The sequence below is a fragment of the Variovorax paradoxus genome, assembly GCF_030815975.1.
Taxonomy (GTDB): Bacteria; Pseudomonadota; Gammaproteobacteria; order Burkholderiales; family Burkholderiaceae_C; genus Variovorax; species Variovorax paradoxus_N.
The window spans coordinates 3,808,888-3,825,145 of record NZ_JAUSXL010000002.1 but is presented as its reverse complement, the minus strand read 5'-3'; the positions used below and the strand labels follow the sequence as shown (position 1 = coordinate 3,825,145).

Sequence of the window (16,258 nt, the reverse complement as noted above, 5' to 3'; positions counted from 1 at the left end):
TAGTTTGCCCCGCCCGCGTCGAACCAGCGGGCGGCCCATTGATTCCTCAGCCGGCCTTCGGCGTGCGCATCAGCCGCAGCCCGTTGGCCACCACCAGCAGGCTCGCACCCATGTCGGCAAACACGGCCATCCACATGGTGGCGCTGCCGAACACCGCGAGCACGAAGAACACCGCCTTGATGCCGAGCGCCAGCGTGATGTTCTGCCACAGCACCGCGTGCGCGCGGCGCGACAGGCGGATGGTTTCGGGCAGGCGCCGCAGGTCGTCGTTCATGATGACCACGTCGGCCGCTTCCATGGCCGTGTCGGTGCCGGCGCCGCCCATCGCAAAGCCGATGTCGGCCTGCGCGAGCGCCGGCGCATCGTTGATGCCGTCGCCCGCCATGCCGGCCATGCCATGGCGCTGTTGCAGCGCCTTGATGGCAGCCAGCTTCTCCTCGGGCAGCAGGTTGCCGCGCACGTCGTCGATGCCCGCGTGCATGCCGATCGCCCGGGCCGTGGCGGCGTTGTCGCCGGTCAGCATCACGGGCGTGACGCCCAGCGCGCGCAGCTCGGCCATGGCCGCCTGCGACGAAGGCTTGATGGTGTCGGCCACCGCGAACAGCGCCAGCACGGACCGGCCGGAAGCCAGCAGCGTGACGGTGCGCCCGGCCTCTTCATGCTGCTTCAGCTGGGCTTCGAGCGCCGGACTGCAGAGGCCCTGCTCTTCGATCAGGCGGTGGTTACCAAGCACATAGCTGCGGCCTTCGTGCGTGGCCTGCACGCCGCGTCCGGGCAAGGCCCTGAAGTTGTCGACCGGCTGGGGCTGGCGCTTCAGGCCATCGGCAATGGCCTTCGACACGGGGTGGTCCGACCGGCCCGCAATGCTCGCTGCAATGGCAAAGACCGCATTCTCATCCGCCGCGCGGTCGAGCAGGCTCGATGCGACCAGCTTCGGCTTGCCTTCGGTGATGGTGCCGGTCTTGTCGAGCGCCACGGCCTTGAGCTTGCGCGCCTCTTCGAGGTAGGTGCCGCCCTTGATCAGGATGCCGCGCCGCGCGGCCGAGGCCAGCGCGCTCACCACCGTGACCGGCGTCGAGATGACGAGCGCGCACGGGCAGGCAATGACCAGCAGCACCAGCGCCTTGTAGAGGGCCTCGATCCATCCCCAGCCCATGAGCCAGGGCGTGAGCAGCGCCACGGCAATGGCCAGCACGAAGACCGCGGGCGTGTAGACGGCTGCGAACCGGTCGACGAAGCGCTGCGTGGGCGCGCGCGTGCCCTGCGCTTCTTCGACCGCATGAATGATGCGGGCGAGCGTGGTGTTGGCCGCCACGGCGGTGACGCGGAATTCGAGCGCAGCCGTCTGGTTGATGGTGCCCGCGAACACCGGGTCCCCGACCGATTTGTCGACCGGGATGCTCTCGCCCGTGACCGGTGCCTGGTCGATGGCGCTCGCCCCTTCGGTCACCACGCCGTCCAATGGCACGCGCTCGCCGGGCCGGATGCGCACGACGGCATCGAGTGCCACCGCATCGGCCTTGGCCGTCTTCCAGGTGCCGTCGGGCTGCCTGACCTCCGCCAGTTCGGGCGCCAGCGCCAGCAGGCCCTGGATGGCGTTGCGGGCGCGATCGACGGCGCGCGCCTCGATCAGCTCGGCAATCGCATAGAGCGCCATCACCATCGCGGCCTCGGGCCAGTGCCCGATCAGGAAGGCACCCGTGACCGCCACGGCCATCAGGGCGTTGATGTTGAGGCGCCCGCGCAGCAGCGCGGCAAAACCCTTCTTGTAGGTGTCGAGCCCGGCCAATGCGATGGCCGCAAGCGCGAGCCCCATTTCCGCCGCCATGGACCCGGCGCCGTCAGACGCGAGGAAGGAGACCGCCTCGGCCGCGATGGCCAGCACCAGCGCGGCCATGAGGCGCGCGAAGCCGGTGCTCATGCCCGCGATGCTCCCGGGAGCGGCCGCAGCCTGCGCGCCGGCAGCCGGGCTGCTTGCCGAATCGTTCAGCGCTTCGGGCTTGAAGCCGGCCTTGCGGATGGCATCGAGCGCGCCGGACAAGGCGCCTTCATCGGCCGTGATGGCCATCGTTCGTTCGCCGAGGCGAAAGCGCAGTCCCCGCACACCCGCGACCGGTTCGAGCGCGCGCCGGATCTCGGACTCTTCGACCGCGCAATCCATCGTCGGAATGCGGAACAGCAAGGCGCCCTTTGGGATGTCGGCAGTGTGGATGGAGGCCGCCGGCGATCCGCAGGCCGGGCTGCCGCAGCAGCTTGTTTCGGCCGCGGCTTGCGCATGCGGATGAAGGTGCGGCGCCACCGGTTTCAGGACATTCTGGTTCGTCATGAAGCCATTGGAAACCCTGAAGCAGGTGTAGAGTCAAACGCTGTAATTCCTCCACTTCAGCCCTGCCGCATCATGAAAATCGGAGAACTGGCCAAGGTCGCGAACACGCCGGTCGAAACCATCCGGTACTACGAGCGCGAGCAGCTGCTGCCCGAGCCGGCGCGCACCGAAGGCAACTACCGCATCTACGACGACGAGCATGCGCAGCGCCTGGGCTTCATCCGCCGCTGCCGCTCGCTGGACATGACGCTCGACGAAATCCGCAGCCTGCTCAGGTTCCGCGATGCGCCCGGAGAAGACTGCGGCGAGGTCAACCAGCTGCTGGACGACCACATCGGCCACGTGGCCGCGCGCATCCGCGAACTCAAGACACTGGAAAAGCAGCTGAAGGCGCTGCGCCAGCAATGCTGCGGGCCCGAATCAGCGCAGAACTGCGGCATCCTGCAGGAGCTCGACACGGCCGCACTCGCGACCGAACCCTTCGGGCAACACGCGGGGCATGTGCATGGGTCGCTGCACAACACGTCTGCGAAGCGTTCTACCTGAGGGTGAGTTATTCAGGGCGCGCTCCCGCCGACGGGAGCGTTGTTCAGAGCGGTTGTTGATCGCAAGATCAATGGCAGCGTGCCCAGGTGCACAGGGCATCGGGTGCTCCCCGCAGCGAAATCAAGGGGGAGGCCGAAGGCCGGAGGACATTCGCGGAGGGGAGTACCCGGTGGCCTGTGCACGCACCCTGAACAAGAGCACCCTGAACGTCACTTGCCGATCAGCTGCGTCAGCTTCTCCGCCTCGAAGCTCTCGTCGCGCGCCGCGTCGCAGGGCACGCAGTCCTTGGTGCCCGGTTGCGACGACAGCTTCTCGATGGCCTGCCACAGCAGCGCGATCTGATGCTCCTGGCTCGCGGCGTTGTCGACCAGGCCGCGCATCGCCTGGCTCAGCGGGTCGTCGTCCTGCGTGATGCCGTAGGCGGAGAACTTCTGCGGCGCGGCCACATCGGCGCTCTCGCCCGCCTTCGACGGGATGATGCGCGCGGGAATGCCCACCGCGGTCGCTCCTGCCGGCACCGGCTTGATGACCACCGCGTTGCTGCCGATCTTGGCGCCGTCGCCCACGAGAAATCCGCCCAGCACCTTGGCCCCCGCGCTCACCACCACATTGCGCCCCAGCGTCGGATGCCGCTTGGTGCCCTTGTAGAGCGAGGTGCCGCCCAGCGTCACGCCCTGGTAGATGGTGCAGCCGTCGCCGATCTCGGCGGTCTCGCCCACCACCACGCCCATGGCATGGTCGAAGAACACCCGCTCGCCGATCTTGGCGGCCGGGTGGATCTCGATGCCCGTGAGCCCGCGCGCCACGTGCGCGATGAAGCGGGCCGGCCACTTGAAGCCGTGCGTCCAACAGGCGTGCGCCCAGCGGTGCAGCACCACGGCATGGAAGCCGGGGTAGACCGTGATCACTTCCCAGGCGCTACGCGCGGCCGGGTCGCGTTCGAGGATGCACCGGATGTCGGCGCGCAGTCGAGGGAACATCGCTGCCTTTTGTCGTTATATCGTTATAGGAAGGGCAGTCTAAAGCCCGGCTTCTTCGCGTACGAACGTTGGGGTTTTAGTGGCTCTTGGGCGCCCGGGCCGCATCGGCCATCGCCTTGGCGATGCCGCGCAGGATGTGGATTTCTTCCGGCGTGGGCTGGGCGCGGTTGAACAGCTGCTGCAGCCGCGGCATCAGCTTCTTGGGTGCCGCCGGGTCGAGAAAGCCGATCTCCACCAGCGAACGCTCCCAGTGGTCGAGCATGCCGGCCACCGCCTTGGCATCGGCCGCCTCGATGGGCGCCGTGGCGTCGCGCACCTCGTAGCCGCCCAGCGCAAGCCGCCATTCGTAGGCCACCACCTGAATGGCGGCCCCGAGGTTGAGCGAGCCGAACTTCGGATCGGTCGGAATGCTCAGCGCCACGTTGCAGCGGTAGACGTCTTCGTTGCGCATGCCGAAGCGTTCGGAGCCGAACAGGAAGGCCACGTGCTGGTCGCCCTGCTTTGCGAGCGGCTCCAGGTGCTCGCGCGGGGTGCGCGTGGGCGGGCCGAAGTCGCGCGGGATCATGGCGGTGGCGCACAGATGCGTCACGCCGTCGAGCGCCTCGTCGAGCGTTTCGACGATGCGGGCGTTGGTCAGCACGTCGAGGGCGCCGCTCGCGCGCTGGATGGTTTCCTCGCGCCGCAGCACGTTGGCCCAGCGCGGCGCGACCAGTACCAGGTCGTCGAAACCCATGGTTTTCATGGCGCGGGCGGCGGCGCCCACATTGCCGGCGTGGCTGGTCTGGATCAGGATGAAACGGGTGCGCATGGCGGGTTGGGAGACACAAACGGGCGGAGCCGGTAAAATGCCTGATTCTCGCCGCCCGCATCGCCGGACCGCAGGGTCGCCTTCAGGGGACCTACCCCACCGTTCTTCTCACAATCCAGAATGTCGTCCCCCAACCTGCATCCCATGCTCAATGTGGCCGTCAAGGCCGCACGCGCCGCCGGCGCCATCATCAACCGCGCCGCCCTCGACGTCGAGGCCGTGCGCATCTCGCAAAAGCAGGTCAACGACTTCGTCACCGAAGTCGACCACGCCAGCGAGCAGGTCATCATCGAAACGCTGCTTGGCGCGTATCCGGGGCACGGCATCCTGGCCGAGGAATCGGGCACCGAGCACGGCGCCAAGGATTCGGACTACGTCTGGATCATCGATCCGCTCGACGGCACCACCAACTTCATCCATGGGTTCCCGGTCTACTGCGTGTCCATCGCGCTGTCGGTGCGCGGCAAGATCGAGCAGGCGGTCATCTACGACCCGAGCCGCAACGACCTGTTCACAGCCACCAAGGGCCGCGGCGCCTACATGAACGAGCGCCGCATCCGCGTGTCCAAGCGGGTCAAGCTCAGCGAGTGCCTGGTGTCCACGGGCTTTCCGTTCCGCAGCGGCGACAACTTCAAGCAGTACCTGGCCATCATGGCCGACATGATGCCCCGCATGGCGGGCCTGCGCCGCCCCGGCGCCGCGGCGCTCGACCTGGCCTATGTGGCGGCCGGCTTCACCGACGGCTTCTTCGAGACCGGATTGAATCCTTGGGACGTGGCCGCGGGTTCGCTGCTGGTCACCGAGGCCGGCGGCCTGATCGGCAACTTCACGGGCGAGCCCGACTTCCTGGAACAGCGCGAATGCCTGGCCGGCGCACCGCGCATCTACGGCCAGCTGGTGCCGCTGCTCGCCAAATACTCCAAGTTCGCGGGCATCGACGACAAGATGCGCGCCAGCGACCGCGTGCGCGCCGTGTCGGCCGCCGCGCGGCCCGGTGCCGACGAATCGGTGGACCTGTACGCCCGCAGCACCGTCACCGACCTGACGGCTGCGCCGCTCGACGGCGAGGCGCCCGCTCCCGCGGCTGCACCGGCAGCCCCCGTGCAGCGCAAGCTCACGCGCATCCGCCGCGACGCGCCCGCCAGCGGCGGCTCCTCCGAAGGCGACGCTTCCGCCAAGTGATGCAGGGGCCAGGTGCCGCCCTCCGGTTCCGTGCTGCGCTGCGCATTGCGCTGAGCCAGTACGTCGCCAGCGGCCTCACCGTCGCTCTCGGCCTGCTCGTCATCTCGGCCGGCGCGCACCTGTGGCTCGGCGCCATCGCGGCATCGGCAGCCGCGGTGGGCGTGATCGTCACGGCCCCGCCCGACCTGCCCGGCCCGCGCCGCGGCAAGTTCTTCCAGATGCTGCCGGCCCCGCTGATCGGGCTGCCGCTGTTCTTCTTCGTGCAGTTGCTGCACACCGCGCCGATCCGCCTGGGCCTGGTGCTGGTGCCCGCCACCTTCGTCGCCTTTTTGGCCATGGCCTGGGGCAAGCGGGGCATTCCCATTGCCATCGCGGTGATGTTCTCGATGATTTTCTCGATGGCCACGCCCGCGCCGAGCGGCATGGCCGAGGCGCTCGAGCGTACCTGGCACTTCGGGCTTGGCGCCGGGCTCTACGTGATCTGGGCCACGCTCGCCAACCATGCGCTGAATTGGCGCTTTCGCGTGCAGTCGGTCTCGGACGTGCTGTATTCGCTGGCCGCGCTGATGCGCACCGAGGCCAGCCAGTTCACGCCGCGCGACGACACCAGCGACATCCGCGAAACCCCCGCGCCTTTGCTGGGCCGGCTGCTGCGCGAACAGGCCGCGCTGGCCGACCAGCTGCAGGCCACGCGCGACATCGTGCTCGAATCGCCGCGCACGCCGCGCCGGCAGCGGCTGGCCGCCATGCTGGTGATCGTGCTCGAAATGCGCGACCAGCTGCTCGCAAGCGAGCTCGACCTGGACGCGCTCAAGAGCCATCCCGCGCATGCCGAGGCATTGATCGAAATGCGCCGCGTGCTCGAAGAACTGGCCGACGACACCACCGCGCTCGGCGACGCGCTGCTGATGGGCCGCCAGCCCGAGGCGGTGGCCGACCGGCGGCCGCGGCTCGCGTCGATTCATCTGTCGGGCGAAGACCATATAGCGAGCCACGGCCTGCCGGGCCCGAATGCCGCCATGCTCGCACGCGGCCTGGCCAGCCGCATCGGCCACATCAACGACGAGGTGCTGCGCCTGTCGGCCATGGCGCGCGGCGATGCCGAGCCCAATCTTGCGGTGGTGCGCGCCAACTGGCAGATGTTCGTGAGCCCGACCGACTGGTCGCTGCTGCCCTTCCTCACGCTGTGGCGCTGGGACGCGCCGCCCTTGCGCCACGCCATTCGCGCGGCGCTGGCCATTGCGGCCGGCTACACCATTGCGGTGTCGCTGCCCTGGGGCTCGCACGACTACTGGATCCTGCTGACCATCGTGGTGGTGCTGCGCGGGAGCCTTTCGCAGACGCTCGAGCGGCGCAACAGCCGCGTCGCCGGCACGCTGTTGGGCAGCGTGCTCGCGGTGGGCCTGCTCTCGGCGCATCCTTCGCCGCTCATGCTGCTGATCATCCTCACGGTGGCGCAGGCCATCGCGCACAGCTTCGCGGTGCGGCGCTACCTGATCACCGCCGTGGCGGCCACCGTGCTCGGCCTGGTGCAGGCGCACATGCTCAACGTGGGCGCCGCGCCCCTCTTCGCGCTGTTCGAGCGCATCGCCGACACGCTGATCGGCGCCGCGCTGGCCTGGGGCTTCTGCTACGTGCTGCCCTCCTGGGAGCGCGGGCAGATTCCGGCGCTGGTGGCGCGCACGCTCACCGCGCAGGCCCGCCATGCACGCCTGGCGCTCGGCCTGGGCCAGCTGCAGGCCGTCGACAGCAGTCCCGAGCTCGAATGGCGGCTCGCGCGCCGCGAGGCCTACGACAGCCTCTCGGCCCTGGTGCAGGCCACGCAGCGCTCGCTGTCGGAGCCGCGCGCGGTGCAGCCGCCGCTGGAGCCGCTCGAACACCTGCAGGCGCACAGCTACCAGCTGCTGGCGCAGCTCAGCGCCGTCAAATCGATGCTCGTACTGCGGCGCGACCGGCTCACGGCCGCCGAGATCGAAGGCCCGCTCGCGCGCACCGCGCAGCGCATCGAGGCCGCCATCGGCAGCGCACCGACCACCGGCCCGTCGCTGCCCGAAAGCCCCGGTTCCACCACCGTGGGGGGCCCGATTCCCCTGCCCGACCCGTTCGACAACGACATCAGCCCCTGGCTGCTGCGCCGGCTCGACCTGGCCACGGCACTTTCGACGCAGCTGCGCGACGACGCGGCGCGCATTCTTCAACATCTGAACGAGACAACAGAAGCAACGCCCACCACTGCCTGATGAACCAAGAGCTCCTTGCCCACCCCTGGTTCGGTACCTGGCTCGCAGCCCTGATCGCCGTTCCGCTCGCGCTGCTGATCCACCGCATCGGCGGCGTCGTGCTGAAACGGATCACCCGTCCCGCGCCTGCATTGCACGCGATGGTGCTCAACTGCAACGCACCGGCGCGGCTCGTGCTGCCGCTGGTGGCGCTGCTGCTCATCTTCCAGGCCGCGCCCGAGGATCTGCGCTTCCTCGGCAGCGTGCGGCATTTCAACGGCCTGCTGCTGATCGCCGCGACCACCTGGCTCGCGGTGCGGGCCATCAGCGGCTTTGCCGACGGCGTGCTCGCGCAGCATCCGTCCGACGTTGCCGACAACCTGCAGGCGCGCCGCGTGCTCACGCAGACGCGCGTGCTCGCGCGCACGGCCATGTCGGTGGTGCTGGTGGCCGGCGGCGCGATGATGCTCATGACCTTTCCGGGTGCGCGCCAGGTCGGCGCCAGCCTGCTGGCCTCCGCGGGCGTGATCGGCATCGTGGCCGGCCTGGCGGCCAAGCCGGTGTTCAGCAACCTGATCGCCGGGCTGCAGATTGCGCTGGCGCAGCCGATCCGCATCGACGACGTGCTGGTGGTCGAGGGCGAATGGGGCCGCGTCGAGGAGATCACGGGCACCTTCGTGGTGTTGAAGATCTGGGACGACCGGCGCCTGATCCTGCCGCTCAGCTACTTCATCGAGAAGCCGTTCCAGAACTGGACGCGCCACTCATCGCAACTGCTCGGCTCGGTCTTCGTCCATGCCGACTACGGCATGCCAATGGGGCCGCTGCGCGAAGAGGTCGAACGCATCGTGAAGGCGGCCCCCGAGTGGGACGGCCGCTTCTTCAACCTTCAGGTGACCGATGCCACCGAGCGAACCATGCAGGTTCGCGTGCTCTGCACCGCGGCCACGTCGAGCCTTGCGTTCGACCTGCGCTGCAAGGTGCGCGAAGGGCTCATCGGCTTCATGCGGCGGGAGTATCCGCAGTTCCTGCCGAGGATGCGCATCGAGAGCGAGGGCATGCAGGCTGCCCGCGCGGAAGGCCCGATGGTTCAGGAAGCCGCGCCACCGCACTGATCCGCGGGGCGGCGGCGCAGCGGCGGACGCTGGAGCTTGGTGAAGGCGCGCAGCAGCCACTCCGCCGGACCGTAGGCAAAGCGGCGCATCCACCACCGGCTCAGTACCACGTTGCCCGCGAAGATCGCGAACGCAACCGCAAATGTGGCTAGCGGCCCGATCATTCCGATCCACCGCAGCCTATAAGCGAGAAAGATCCACGCGCAGGCCAGCGATTGCAGCAGGTAGTTCGACAGTGCCATGCGGCCCGCCGGCGCCAGCAGCTGCACCAGCACGCGGCCCCGCGCGCTCTGGAACACGAGCAGCATGCCGGCCGCGTAGGCGGCAGACAAGAACGGCGCCGTCAGCAGGGTGATCGCAAGGCCCTGGATATCGCGCACCGCGTCGTTCAGCCGAAGGGTTGGAAGGGCATCGGCCAGCGCCCCGGGCAAGCCGATGGCGAGGCCCCACAGGAGCACCCGCCGCAACAGGGTGCGATGCACCTCGACATGCGCGAGGAGCCCGCGCCTGCCGGCAATGAACCCCGCAAAGAACATGGCCAGCGCCTCCGGCGCCTGCACCAGCCCGGTGATCCACCAGGTCTGTGAGATGTCGCGCAAGTGCTGCACGACCACCATGGCGGGCGTGGCGCGGTAGGCGGCCAGCGCCGCGGCGGCCTCGGCGTATGCCGCCTGCGTTGCCATCAGCATGTCCGCATGCGTGTACATCTGGCCGACGGCAGCCCACAGCAGCGAAGTGAGCAGCACCAGCGCGATCGCCGCACACGCCATGAACACGTCCCCGCGCCGCCGCAGCACGAGCAGCACCGCGCCCAGCACCGCATAGGTGGTGAGGATGTCGCCGTAGTAGAGCAGCGCGGCATGCACCACGCCGATGACCCACAGTCCCACGAGCCGCCGTGCCATGCGCGGCGCAAAGGCATTGCCCTCGCGCTCGGCCGCCCGCATCTGCAGCGTGAAGCTGTAGCCGAACAGGAACGAGAACAGCAGGTAGAACTTGTTCTCGAACACGAAGGCCCGGACGAACGAGGCACAGCGGTCGGCCAGCGAGACGCCCATTGGATCGGGAATGCCGATGCCGTAGTAAGTCGACGCGAAGCTCGCGATATTGACCACCAGGATGCCCAGCAGCGCGAAGCCGCGCAGCGCATCGACCATCTGCTGGCGTTCGTTCGAGGCGCCGTCCGGGTTCTGCGCGGAAGGGTTGGGGGGCGCCATGTCTTTTGGAGTACTGGTCATGCGGTATTCCCGAGTCTGGCACCGGCCAGGCCCCCGCGCGCCGTGGCCGCGACGATCCCGCGGATCACCTCGACCAGCAACCGCACGCCCTCGCCCACCTCGCCTGCCTCGCCGCCGCGGCGCACCGTGAAGCCCACCGGCCCTTCGGTGCTCGAAGTGTCGATGGCCAGGCGCTTCAACATGCCCTGTGCAATGAAGCCCTCCACAGCCCCCTGCGGCGCAAACCAGACCGCATCGGAGCGCTGCAGCAGCCCGACCACGAAGCTCGTGTCCGTTGCCTCGACCAGGCGGTTGGGCAGCGCCATGCCCCGCGCGATCAGGAAGGCATCGGCCGTGTGGCGGATCAGGGTGCCCGACACGGGCAGCACCAGCGGATGGGCGGCCAAAGCATCGAGCGTGGGCCTGCGGCGCGCGGCGAGCGGATGGCCGGGACGCACAACCAGCAGCAGCGGCTCGCTGTAGAGCTGCTCGAACGCCAGGTCGGCCATGGCCGAGGCCTGCGCCAGGCGGCCGAGCACGAGGTCGATCTCGCCCTGGCGCAGCTGCGTCATCAGCTGCGCATTGGTGCCGCTCACCACCCGCACGCGCAGCGCCGGGTGCAATGCGTTCAGCCGCGCGACGGCCTCGGGCAGCAGGTTGGCCGCCATGTTGGGCAAGGCGCCCACGGCCACGCGCAGCTGGTCGGCTTCAGGCTGGTCCATCGCCAGGCCCATGCCTTCGCGCAGTCCGCGCAGCGCGGAGACGGCATGGCGCACCAGCACCTCTGCCGCCGGCGTGAGCTCGACGCCACGGCGGCGGCGCAGCAGCAACTGGCGCCCGACGATCTCTTCCAGCTCGGCAATGGTCTTGGACACCGCGGGCTGGGTGAGCGACAGGGCCTTGCCCGCGCGCACGAGGTTGCGCTCTTGCGCCACCATCACGAGGCATTGCAGATGGCGCAGCTTGAGGCGCGCAAAGTTCATGGCTGACATGCTGGTCTTCCCTGTAGGGCGGCCGTTCAAATATAACCAGATGGAATAGCTGGCAGAAGAGCTTTCAGTTGTGCGGGCGTGGTCTCCCTTCTAGAGTGGCCCTCGATACGGAGACAAACAAAGACATGACCACCGGTTTCTTGAAAAAGAAGAACGCCCCGGGCGCATCGCGCCGCCTGGCCCTTGCCACCGCCGCCTGCGCCGCGCTTTCCCTCGCGCTCGGCAGCCCGGCCGCGCGGGCCGACGCGGCCTACCCCGCCAAGCCGGTGAAATTCATCACCAACTTCCCGGCCGGCGGCCCGCTCGACATCCTGGGCCGCGCACTCGGCGACGTGCTCCAGAAGGAGCTCAAGCAGCCCTTCGTGGTCGACAACCGGCCCGGCGCTGGCGGCAACATCGGCGCCGACCTCGTGGCCAAGAGCCCGGCCGACGGCTACACGGTGCTGCTGAGCATCGACAGCACCTTCACCATCAATCCGCACCTGTATGCGTCGATGCCCTTCGCGGCAAACGCCCTGAAGCCGCTGATGATCTTCAGCTCGTCGGGCCTGAGCTTCGGCGTGGCGCCGTCCGTGAAGGCCACGACGCTGCCGGATTTCATCGCGCAGGCCAAGACCGAGGCCGCCACCTTCAGTTCCGCCGGCAATGGCAGCCCGGGGCATCTTGCGGCCGGTATCTTCTCGACCGCGACCGGCGCGAAGATCACGCACGTGCCCTACAAGGGCAATGCGCCGGCCGTGATGGCGCTGATGAGCGGCGAGGTGCAGGCCGGCATCCTCGCCACGCCGGGCCTGTTGCCGCAGGTGCAGGCCGGCAAGCTGCGTGCACTGGCCGTGACCGGCCGCCAGCGCTCGCCGCTGCTGCCCGAGGTGCCCACGGTGGGCGAACTCGGCCTCAAGGATCTGGAGTTCGAGGTGCTCTACCTCGCAATGGTGCCGGCCGCCACGCCCGAGCCGGTGATGCAGACGCTGCGCCAGTCGCTGCAGAAGACGCTGGCGCTGCCCGAGCTCAAGTCGCGCCTGGCCTCGCTCGACATGGTGGCGCTCGGCGAGACCGGCGGCCCCGCGGTGGAGCACCTGGCAATCAACCAGGCGCGCTACGGCCGCATCGTCAAGGCCGACCGGGATGAAGGTGGACTGATGCCGCCCGCGCCGCGGCGCCCCCGGTCCGCCTTGGGCAGCACGGCCTCTTCCCTGCGCGCAGCAAGGCTTTGGCCTTGCAAGCGCGGGCAACGCCGCAGACGGCCCCTTGGCGAAGCAACCCGCAGGGAAGCTCGCCACAGCCCGCCCCTCGGCGTTGCGCTCCTTGTGCGTGCGGACGCACGCACGGCGTCACGCGCCTTGATGGGCGGGCTGTGGCGAGCTTCGCGACCCCTTGTATAGCGTTAACAGGCCCTGGTCCGGGGGATGGTTGATTAGATCAATCGACTGTAGCGTCTCTAAAGTCGTTCGACATCGAACGCCAACCCGACACCGACAAGATCCCGGAGACACCGCCCCATGCCCACACCCGCTCCCAGCTTCGACCGCCGCCGCGCACTCGCCGCCCTGGGCGGGCTGGCACTGGCGCCGCTCGCCCTCGATGTGCAGGCGCAGGCCTTCACGCCAGGCCAGCCCATCAAGGTGCTGATCGGCGTGCCCGCCGGCGGCACGCAGGACGTGCTGACGCGCGCCATCGCGCAGCAGGTGCGCGACTCGCTGGGCCCGCTCATCATCGACAACCGCGCGGGTGCGGCGGGCCGCATTGCGGCGGAAACCGTCAAGACGGCCGCGCCCGATGGCCACACGCTGCTGCTGGGCACGGCCAGCATGATGACCATGTTCCCGAGCGCGTACCGCAGCCTCCCGTACGACCCGGTCAAGGATTTCGTGCCGATCATCAACGCGGCGCGCTTCGAGCTGGCGCTTACCGTGCACAAGGACGTGCCCGCCAACACGCTGGCCGAGTTCATTGCCTGGGCCAGGGCGCAGGGCGACAAGCTGAGCTTCGGTTCCTACGGCGCGGGCACGCCATCGCACTTTCTGGGCGAGATGCTCAACCGCACGGCCGGGCTGAAGATGGTGCACGTGCCCTACCGCGGCTCCACGCCCGCGCGGCAGGACCTGATGGGCGGCACCGTGCCTGTCTACTTCGACACTGTCGGCGGCGCGCAGCAGATGCTGCCCACGGGCCGCGTGAAGGTGCTGGCCACCAGCGGCGAGAAGCGCTCGCCGCTCATGCCCAACCTGCCGTGCTTCGTCGAAGCCGGCTACAAGGACGTGGTGGCCACCGCATGGTTCGCCTACTATGCGCCGCTCAAGACGCCGCAGCCCGTCATCGACAAGCTGCGTGCCGAATTCACCCGGGCCGTCAATGCGCGCGAGGTGCGCCAGCTGCTGCTGCAGAACGGCATGTACCCGGTCGGCGACGGCAGCGAGGCGCTGCTGAAGACCATGCGCGAGGACACCGCACGCTGGGCGGGCATCATGAAGGCCGTGAATTTCCAGGCCAACGACTGAACAACCGAACGAACGAACGAACAACCGAACGAGGAGGAACCCCGACATGCCGACAACCACCCCCATCACCCGCCGCCTTGCCACGCTGCTTGCCGCAGCCGGCTTCATGGCATCCATCGCCGCCACGTCCACCATGGCGGGCGCGCAGGCGCTCGACAGCCCGCTGCACATCGTCGTCGGCTACGCCCCCGGCGGCGCCACCGACCGCGTGGCACGCATCGTCGGCGACAAGCTCAGCGCACGCCTGGGCGTGCCGGTCGTCGTCGACAACAAGCCCGGCGCGGGCGGCCGCCTTGCCGCGCAGCAGGTCAAGAACACGCCCGCCAGCCAGAACGTGCTGATGCTCGCCAATCCGGCCGTGATGGTGGTGGCGCCGCTCGTCTTCAAGGACAACAACTACGACGCCGAGCGCGACTTCGTGCCCGTGTCGCACGTCAACAGCTACGACTTCGCGCTGTCGGTGTCGCCCACGCTGCCGGTACGCGAACTGAACCACCTGCTGGCATGGATGCGCGCCAACCCCAACCAGGCCAACGTGGGCGTGCCGGCGACCGGCAGCCTGCCGCACTTCTTCGGCCTGATGGTGGGCGAGAAGGCCAAGGTGCAGACGCAGGTGATCGGCTACCGCGGCTCGGCCCCGCTGCTCAACGACCTGATCGGTGGCCAGGTGCCCATTTCCGTCGACACCGAAGACGTGGTGCTGCCGCAGCACAACGCCGGCAAGCTGCGCATCCTGGCGCTGTCGGGCGAAAAGCGCTCGCCCTTCGCGCCGAACATCCCGACCTTCAAGGAAGCCGGCCTCGACCTGGCCGCCACTGGCTGGAACACCTTCTTCGCGCCCGCGAGCATGCCCAAGGCCAAGGCCGAGCGCCTGGCCGCCACCATCCGCGAAGTCATGCAGGACCCGGATACGCAGCGCAAGTTCAAGGACGCCGGCATGACGCCGGTGGTGAGCACGCAGGCGCAGACGATGGCGATGCTCAAGGCCTACCGCGCGCAGTGGGCTCCGGTTGTCCAGAAGTCCGGCTACCAGCCCTGAACCTCCAAAGAGACATGACCAGACCCAACATCATCTTCATCGTGGCCGACGACCTCGGCTATGCCGACCTCGGCTGCTATGGCGGCCGAGATGCCGCATTCGGCCCCGTGTCGCTCGTGCTCGACGGCCTGGCGGCCAATGGCCTGAAGCTCACGCAGGGCTATTCGAATTCGCCCGTGTGCTCGCCCACGCGCTTCGCGATGATCACCGCGCGCTACCAATACCGGCTGCGCGGCGCGGCCGAGGAGCCCATCAACAGCAAGAGCCGCGGCAGCACCACGCTCGGCCTGCCGACCGACCACCCCACGCTGCCCTCGCTGCTGAAGGCCGGCGGCTACCAGACCGCGCTCATCGGCAAGTGGCACCTGGGCTACCCGCCCACCTTCGGGCCGCTGCGCTCGGGGTATGACGAATTCTTCGGGCCGATGTCGGGCGGCGTCGACTACTTCACCCACTGCGACTCCACCGGCCGCCACGACCTGTGGTCCGGCGAGGAAGACAAGAAGGAAGAGGGCTACCTCACCGACATCCTCTCGAAGCGCGCCGTGGACTACGTAGAGCGCATGTCCAAGCAGGACGCGCCCTTCTTCCTGAGCCTGCACTACACCGCGCCGCACTGGCCGTGGGAAACGCGCGACGACGCCGAGAAGGCGCCCACCGTGAAGGACAACCTGTTCGACCTGGCCGGCGGCAACATCCACGTGTACCGCCGCATGATCCATCACATGGACGAAGGCATCGGCTGGATCATGGCCGCGCTCGAGAAGCACGGCATGGCCGACAACACGCTGGTGGTGTTCACCAGCGACAACGGCGGCGAGCGCTTCTCCGACAACTGGCCGCTGGTGGGCGGCAAGATGGACCTGACCGAAGGCGGCATCCGCGTGCCATGGATCGCGCACTGGCCCGCGGTGATTGCCAAGGGCGGCGAGAGCAGGCAGTTGTGCATGACCATGGACTGGTCCGCCACCATGCTCGACGCGGCCGGCGTGAAGGCCGATGCGGCCTACCCGCTCGACGGCGTCTCGCTGATGCCCGTGCTGAAGGACGCGAAGCACAGCTTCCGCCGTCCGCTGCACTGGCGCATGAACCACCGCGGGCAGCAGGCCATGCGCGACGGCGACTGGAAGTACCTGAAGGTCGACGGCAACGAGTACCTGTTCAACATTCCGGCGGACGAGCGGGAGCGGGCGAACCTCGGGAAGAAGGAGCCGCAGCGGCTGGCGACCATGCGGGAAGACTGGCTGGCGTGGAATGCGACGATGCCGGCGATTCCGGAGGATGCGACTGTGAGCCTGGGGTATTCGGTCAAGGACATGCCGCAGCGCTGAGGGTT

The 16,258-nt window shown here is 68.7% G+C and carries 13 protein-coding genes; 8 read left to right on the top strand and 5 right to left on the bottom strand.

Going from position 1 to position 16,258, the window contains the following annotated elements:
• Positions 1–46 precede the first annotated feature (46 nt).
• Positions 47–2,326 (bottom strand): heavy metal translocating P-type ATPase, encoded by a 2,280-nt coding sequence (locus QFZ47_RS21680; protein ID WP_307657591.1) that lies wholly within the window; start codon positions 2,324–2,326, stop codon positions 47–49.
• A gap of 72 nt (positions 2,327–2,398) precedes the next feature.
• On the opposite strand from QFZ47_RS21680, the gene cadR reads away from it, so the two are divergent.
• The gene (cadR, locus tag QFZ47_RS21675; RefSeq protein ID WP_307657590.1) at positions 2,399–2,872 is read left to right on the top strand and encodes a Cd(II)/Pb(II)-responsive transcriptional regulator; all 474 of its coding nucleotides are present in this window, start codon (positions 2,399–2,401) and stop codon (positions 2,870–2,872) included.
• A 209-nt stretch (positions 2,873–3,081) separates the two neighbouring features.
• Here the strand turns inward: cadR and cysE are convergent, their stop codons facing one another.
• Positions 3,082–3,852 carry a serine O-acetyltransferase gene (gene cysE, locus QFZ47_RS21670; RefSeq protein ID WP_307657589.1) on the bottom strand — a complete coding sequence of 257 codons (771 nt, stop codon included), beginning with the start codon at positions 3,850–3,852 and terminating at the stop codon, positions 3,082–3,084.
• 76 nt (positions 3,853–3,928) lie between these two features.
• Positions 3,929–4,660: an RNA methyltransferase gene (locus tag QFZ47_RS21665; protein ID WP_307657588.1), complete on the bottom strand. Its 732-nt coding sequence runs from the start codon at positions 4,658–4,660 to the stop codon at positions 3,929–3,931.
• Between the two features lie 120 nt (positions 4,661–4,780).
• Here QFZ47_RS21665 and QFZ47_RS21660 point away from each other — a divergent pair, with 120 nt between their 5' ends.
• From QFZ47_RS21660 to QFZ47_RS21650, 3 genes are read left to right on the top strand one after another with little or no spacing between them, the layout of a single operon-like run.
• Positions 4,781–5,842: an inositol monophosphatase family protein gene (locus tag QFZ47_RS21660; protein WP_307657587.1), complete on the top strand. Its 1,062-nt coding sequence runs from the start codon at positions 4,781–4,783 to the stop codon at positions 5,840–5,842.
• On the top strand, positions 5,842–8,082 hold the full coding sequence (locus QFZ47_RS21655) for an FUSC family protein (protein WP_307657586.1): 2,241 nt from the start codon (positions 5,842–5,844) through the stop codon (positions 8,080–8,082). The genes QFZ47_RS21660 and QFZ47_RS21655 overlap by 1 nt, the downstream gene beginning before the upstream one ends.
• On the top strand, positions 8,082–9,176 hold the full coding sequence (locus QFZ47_RS21650) for a mechanosensitive ion channel family protein (RefSeq protein WP_307657585.1): 1,095 nt from the start codon (positions 8,082–8,084) through the stop codon (positions 9,174–9,176). Before QFZ47_RS21655 ends, QFZ47_RS21650 begins: the two co-directional genes overlap by 1 nt.
• Here the strand turns inward: QFZ47_RS21650 and QFZ47_RS21645 are convergent.
• Both QFZ47_RS21645 and QFZ47_RS21640 read right to left on the bottom strand, forming a co-directional pair.
• Positions 9,152–10,414, bottom strand: a complete 1,263-nt coding sequence (locus tag QFZ47_RS21645) for a DUF418 domain-containing protein (RefSeq protein ID WP_370880603.1) — start codon at positions 10,412–10,414, stop codon at positions 9,152–9,154. The genes QFZ47_RS21650 and QFZ47_RS21645 overlap by 25 nt on opposite strands.
• Positions 10,411–11,385 (bottom strand): LysR substrate-binding domain-containing protein, encoded by a 975-nt coding sequence (locus tag QFZ47_RS21640; protein WP_307657584.1) that lies wholly within the window; start codon positions 11,383–11,385, stop codon positions 10,411–10,413. Before QFZ47_RS21640 ends, QFZ47_RS21645 begins: the two co-directional genes overlap by 4 nt.
• Positions 11,386–11,510: 125 nt before the next feature.
• Between QFZ47_RS21640 and QFZ47_RS21635 the strand changes: the two genes are divergently transcribed.
• The 4 genes from QFZ47_RS21635 (at position 11,511) to QFZ47_RS21620 (ending at position 16,253) form a co-directional block, all read left to right on the top strand.
• Positions 11,511–12,767, top strand: a complete 1,257-nt coding sequence (locus tag QFZ47_RS21635; protein WP_307657583.1) for a tripartite tricarboxylate transporter substrate binding protein — start codon at positions 11,511–11,513, stop codon at positions 12,765–12,767.
• A 117-nt stretch (positions 12,768–12,884) separates the two neighbouring features.
• A complete protein-coding gene (locus QFZ47_RS21630) occupies positions 12,885–13,883 on the top strand; it encodes a Bug family tripartite tricarboxylate transporter substrate binding protein (protein WP_307657582.1) in 999 nt (332 codons plus the stop codon).
• Positions 13,884–13,929: 46 nt separating this feature from the next.
• A complete protein-coding gene (locus QFZ47_RS21625) occupies positions 13,930–14,922 on the top strand; it encodes a Bug family tripartite tricarboxylate transporter substrate binding protein (protein WP_370880602.1) in 993 nt (330 codons plus the stop codon).
• A 14-nt stretch (positions 14,923–14,936) separates the two neighbouring features.
• Positions 14,937–16,253: a sulfatase family protein gene (locus QFZ47_RS21620; protein ID WP_307657581.1), complete on the top strand. Its 1,317-nt coding sequence runs from the start codon at positions 14,937–14,939 to the stop codon at positions 16,251–16,253.
• Positions 16,254–16,258: the final 5 nt, after the last annotated feature.

Coding starts and splice junctions, on each gene's coding strand:
- QFZ47_RS21620 (WP_307657581.1), top strand. CDS start 14,937: ATGACCAGACCCAACATCATCTTCATCGTGGCCGACGACCTCGGCTAT.
- QFZ47_RS21640 (WP_307657584.1), bottom strand. CDS start 11,385: ATGTCAGCCATGAACTTTGCGCGCCTCAAGCTGCGCCATCTGCAATGC.
- QFZ47_RS21655 (WP_307657586.1), top strand. CDS start 5,842: ATGCAGGGGCCAGGTGCCGCCCTCCGGTTCCGTGCTGCGCTGCGCATT.
- cadR (WP_307657590.1), top strand. CDS start 2,399: ATGAAAATCGGAGAACTGGCCAAGGTCGCGAACACGCCGGTCGAAACC.
- QFZ47_RS21680 (WP_307657591.1), bottom strand. CDS start 2,326: ATGACGAACCAGAATGTCCTGAAACCGGTGGCGCCGCACCTTCATCCG.
- QFZ47_RS21630 (WP_307657582.1), top strand. CDS start 12,885: ATGCCCACACCCGCTCCCAGCTTCGACCGCCGCCGCGCACTCGCCGCC.
- QFZ47_RS21625 (WP_370880602.1), top strand. CDS start 13,930: ATGCCGACAACCACCCCCATCACCCGCCGCCTTGCCACGCTGCTTGCC.
- QFZ47_RS21660 (WP_307657587.1), top strand. CDS start 4,781: ATGTCGTCCCCCAACCTGCATCCCATGCTCAATGTGGCCGTCAAGGCC.
- QFZ47_RS21650 (WP_307657585.1), top strand. CDS start 8,082: ATGAACCAAGAGCTCCTTGCCCACCCCTGGTTCGGTACCTGGCTCGCA.
- QFZ47_RS21635 (WP_307657583.1), top strand. CDS start 11,511: ATGACCACCGGTTTCTTGAAAAAGAAGAACGCCCCGGGCGCATCGCGC.
- cysE (WP_307657589.1), bottom strand. CDS start 3,852: ATGTTCCCTCGACTGCGCGCCGACATCCGGTGCATCCTCGAACGCGAC.
- QFZ47_RS21665 (WP_307657588.1), bottom strand. CDS start 4,660: ATGCGCACCCGTTTCATCCTGATCCAGACCAGCCACGCCGGCAATGTG.
- QFZ47_RS21645 (WP_370880603.1), bottom strand. CDS start 10,414: ATGACCAGTACTCCAAAAGACATGGCGCCCCCCAACCCTTCCGCGCAG.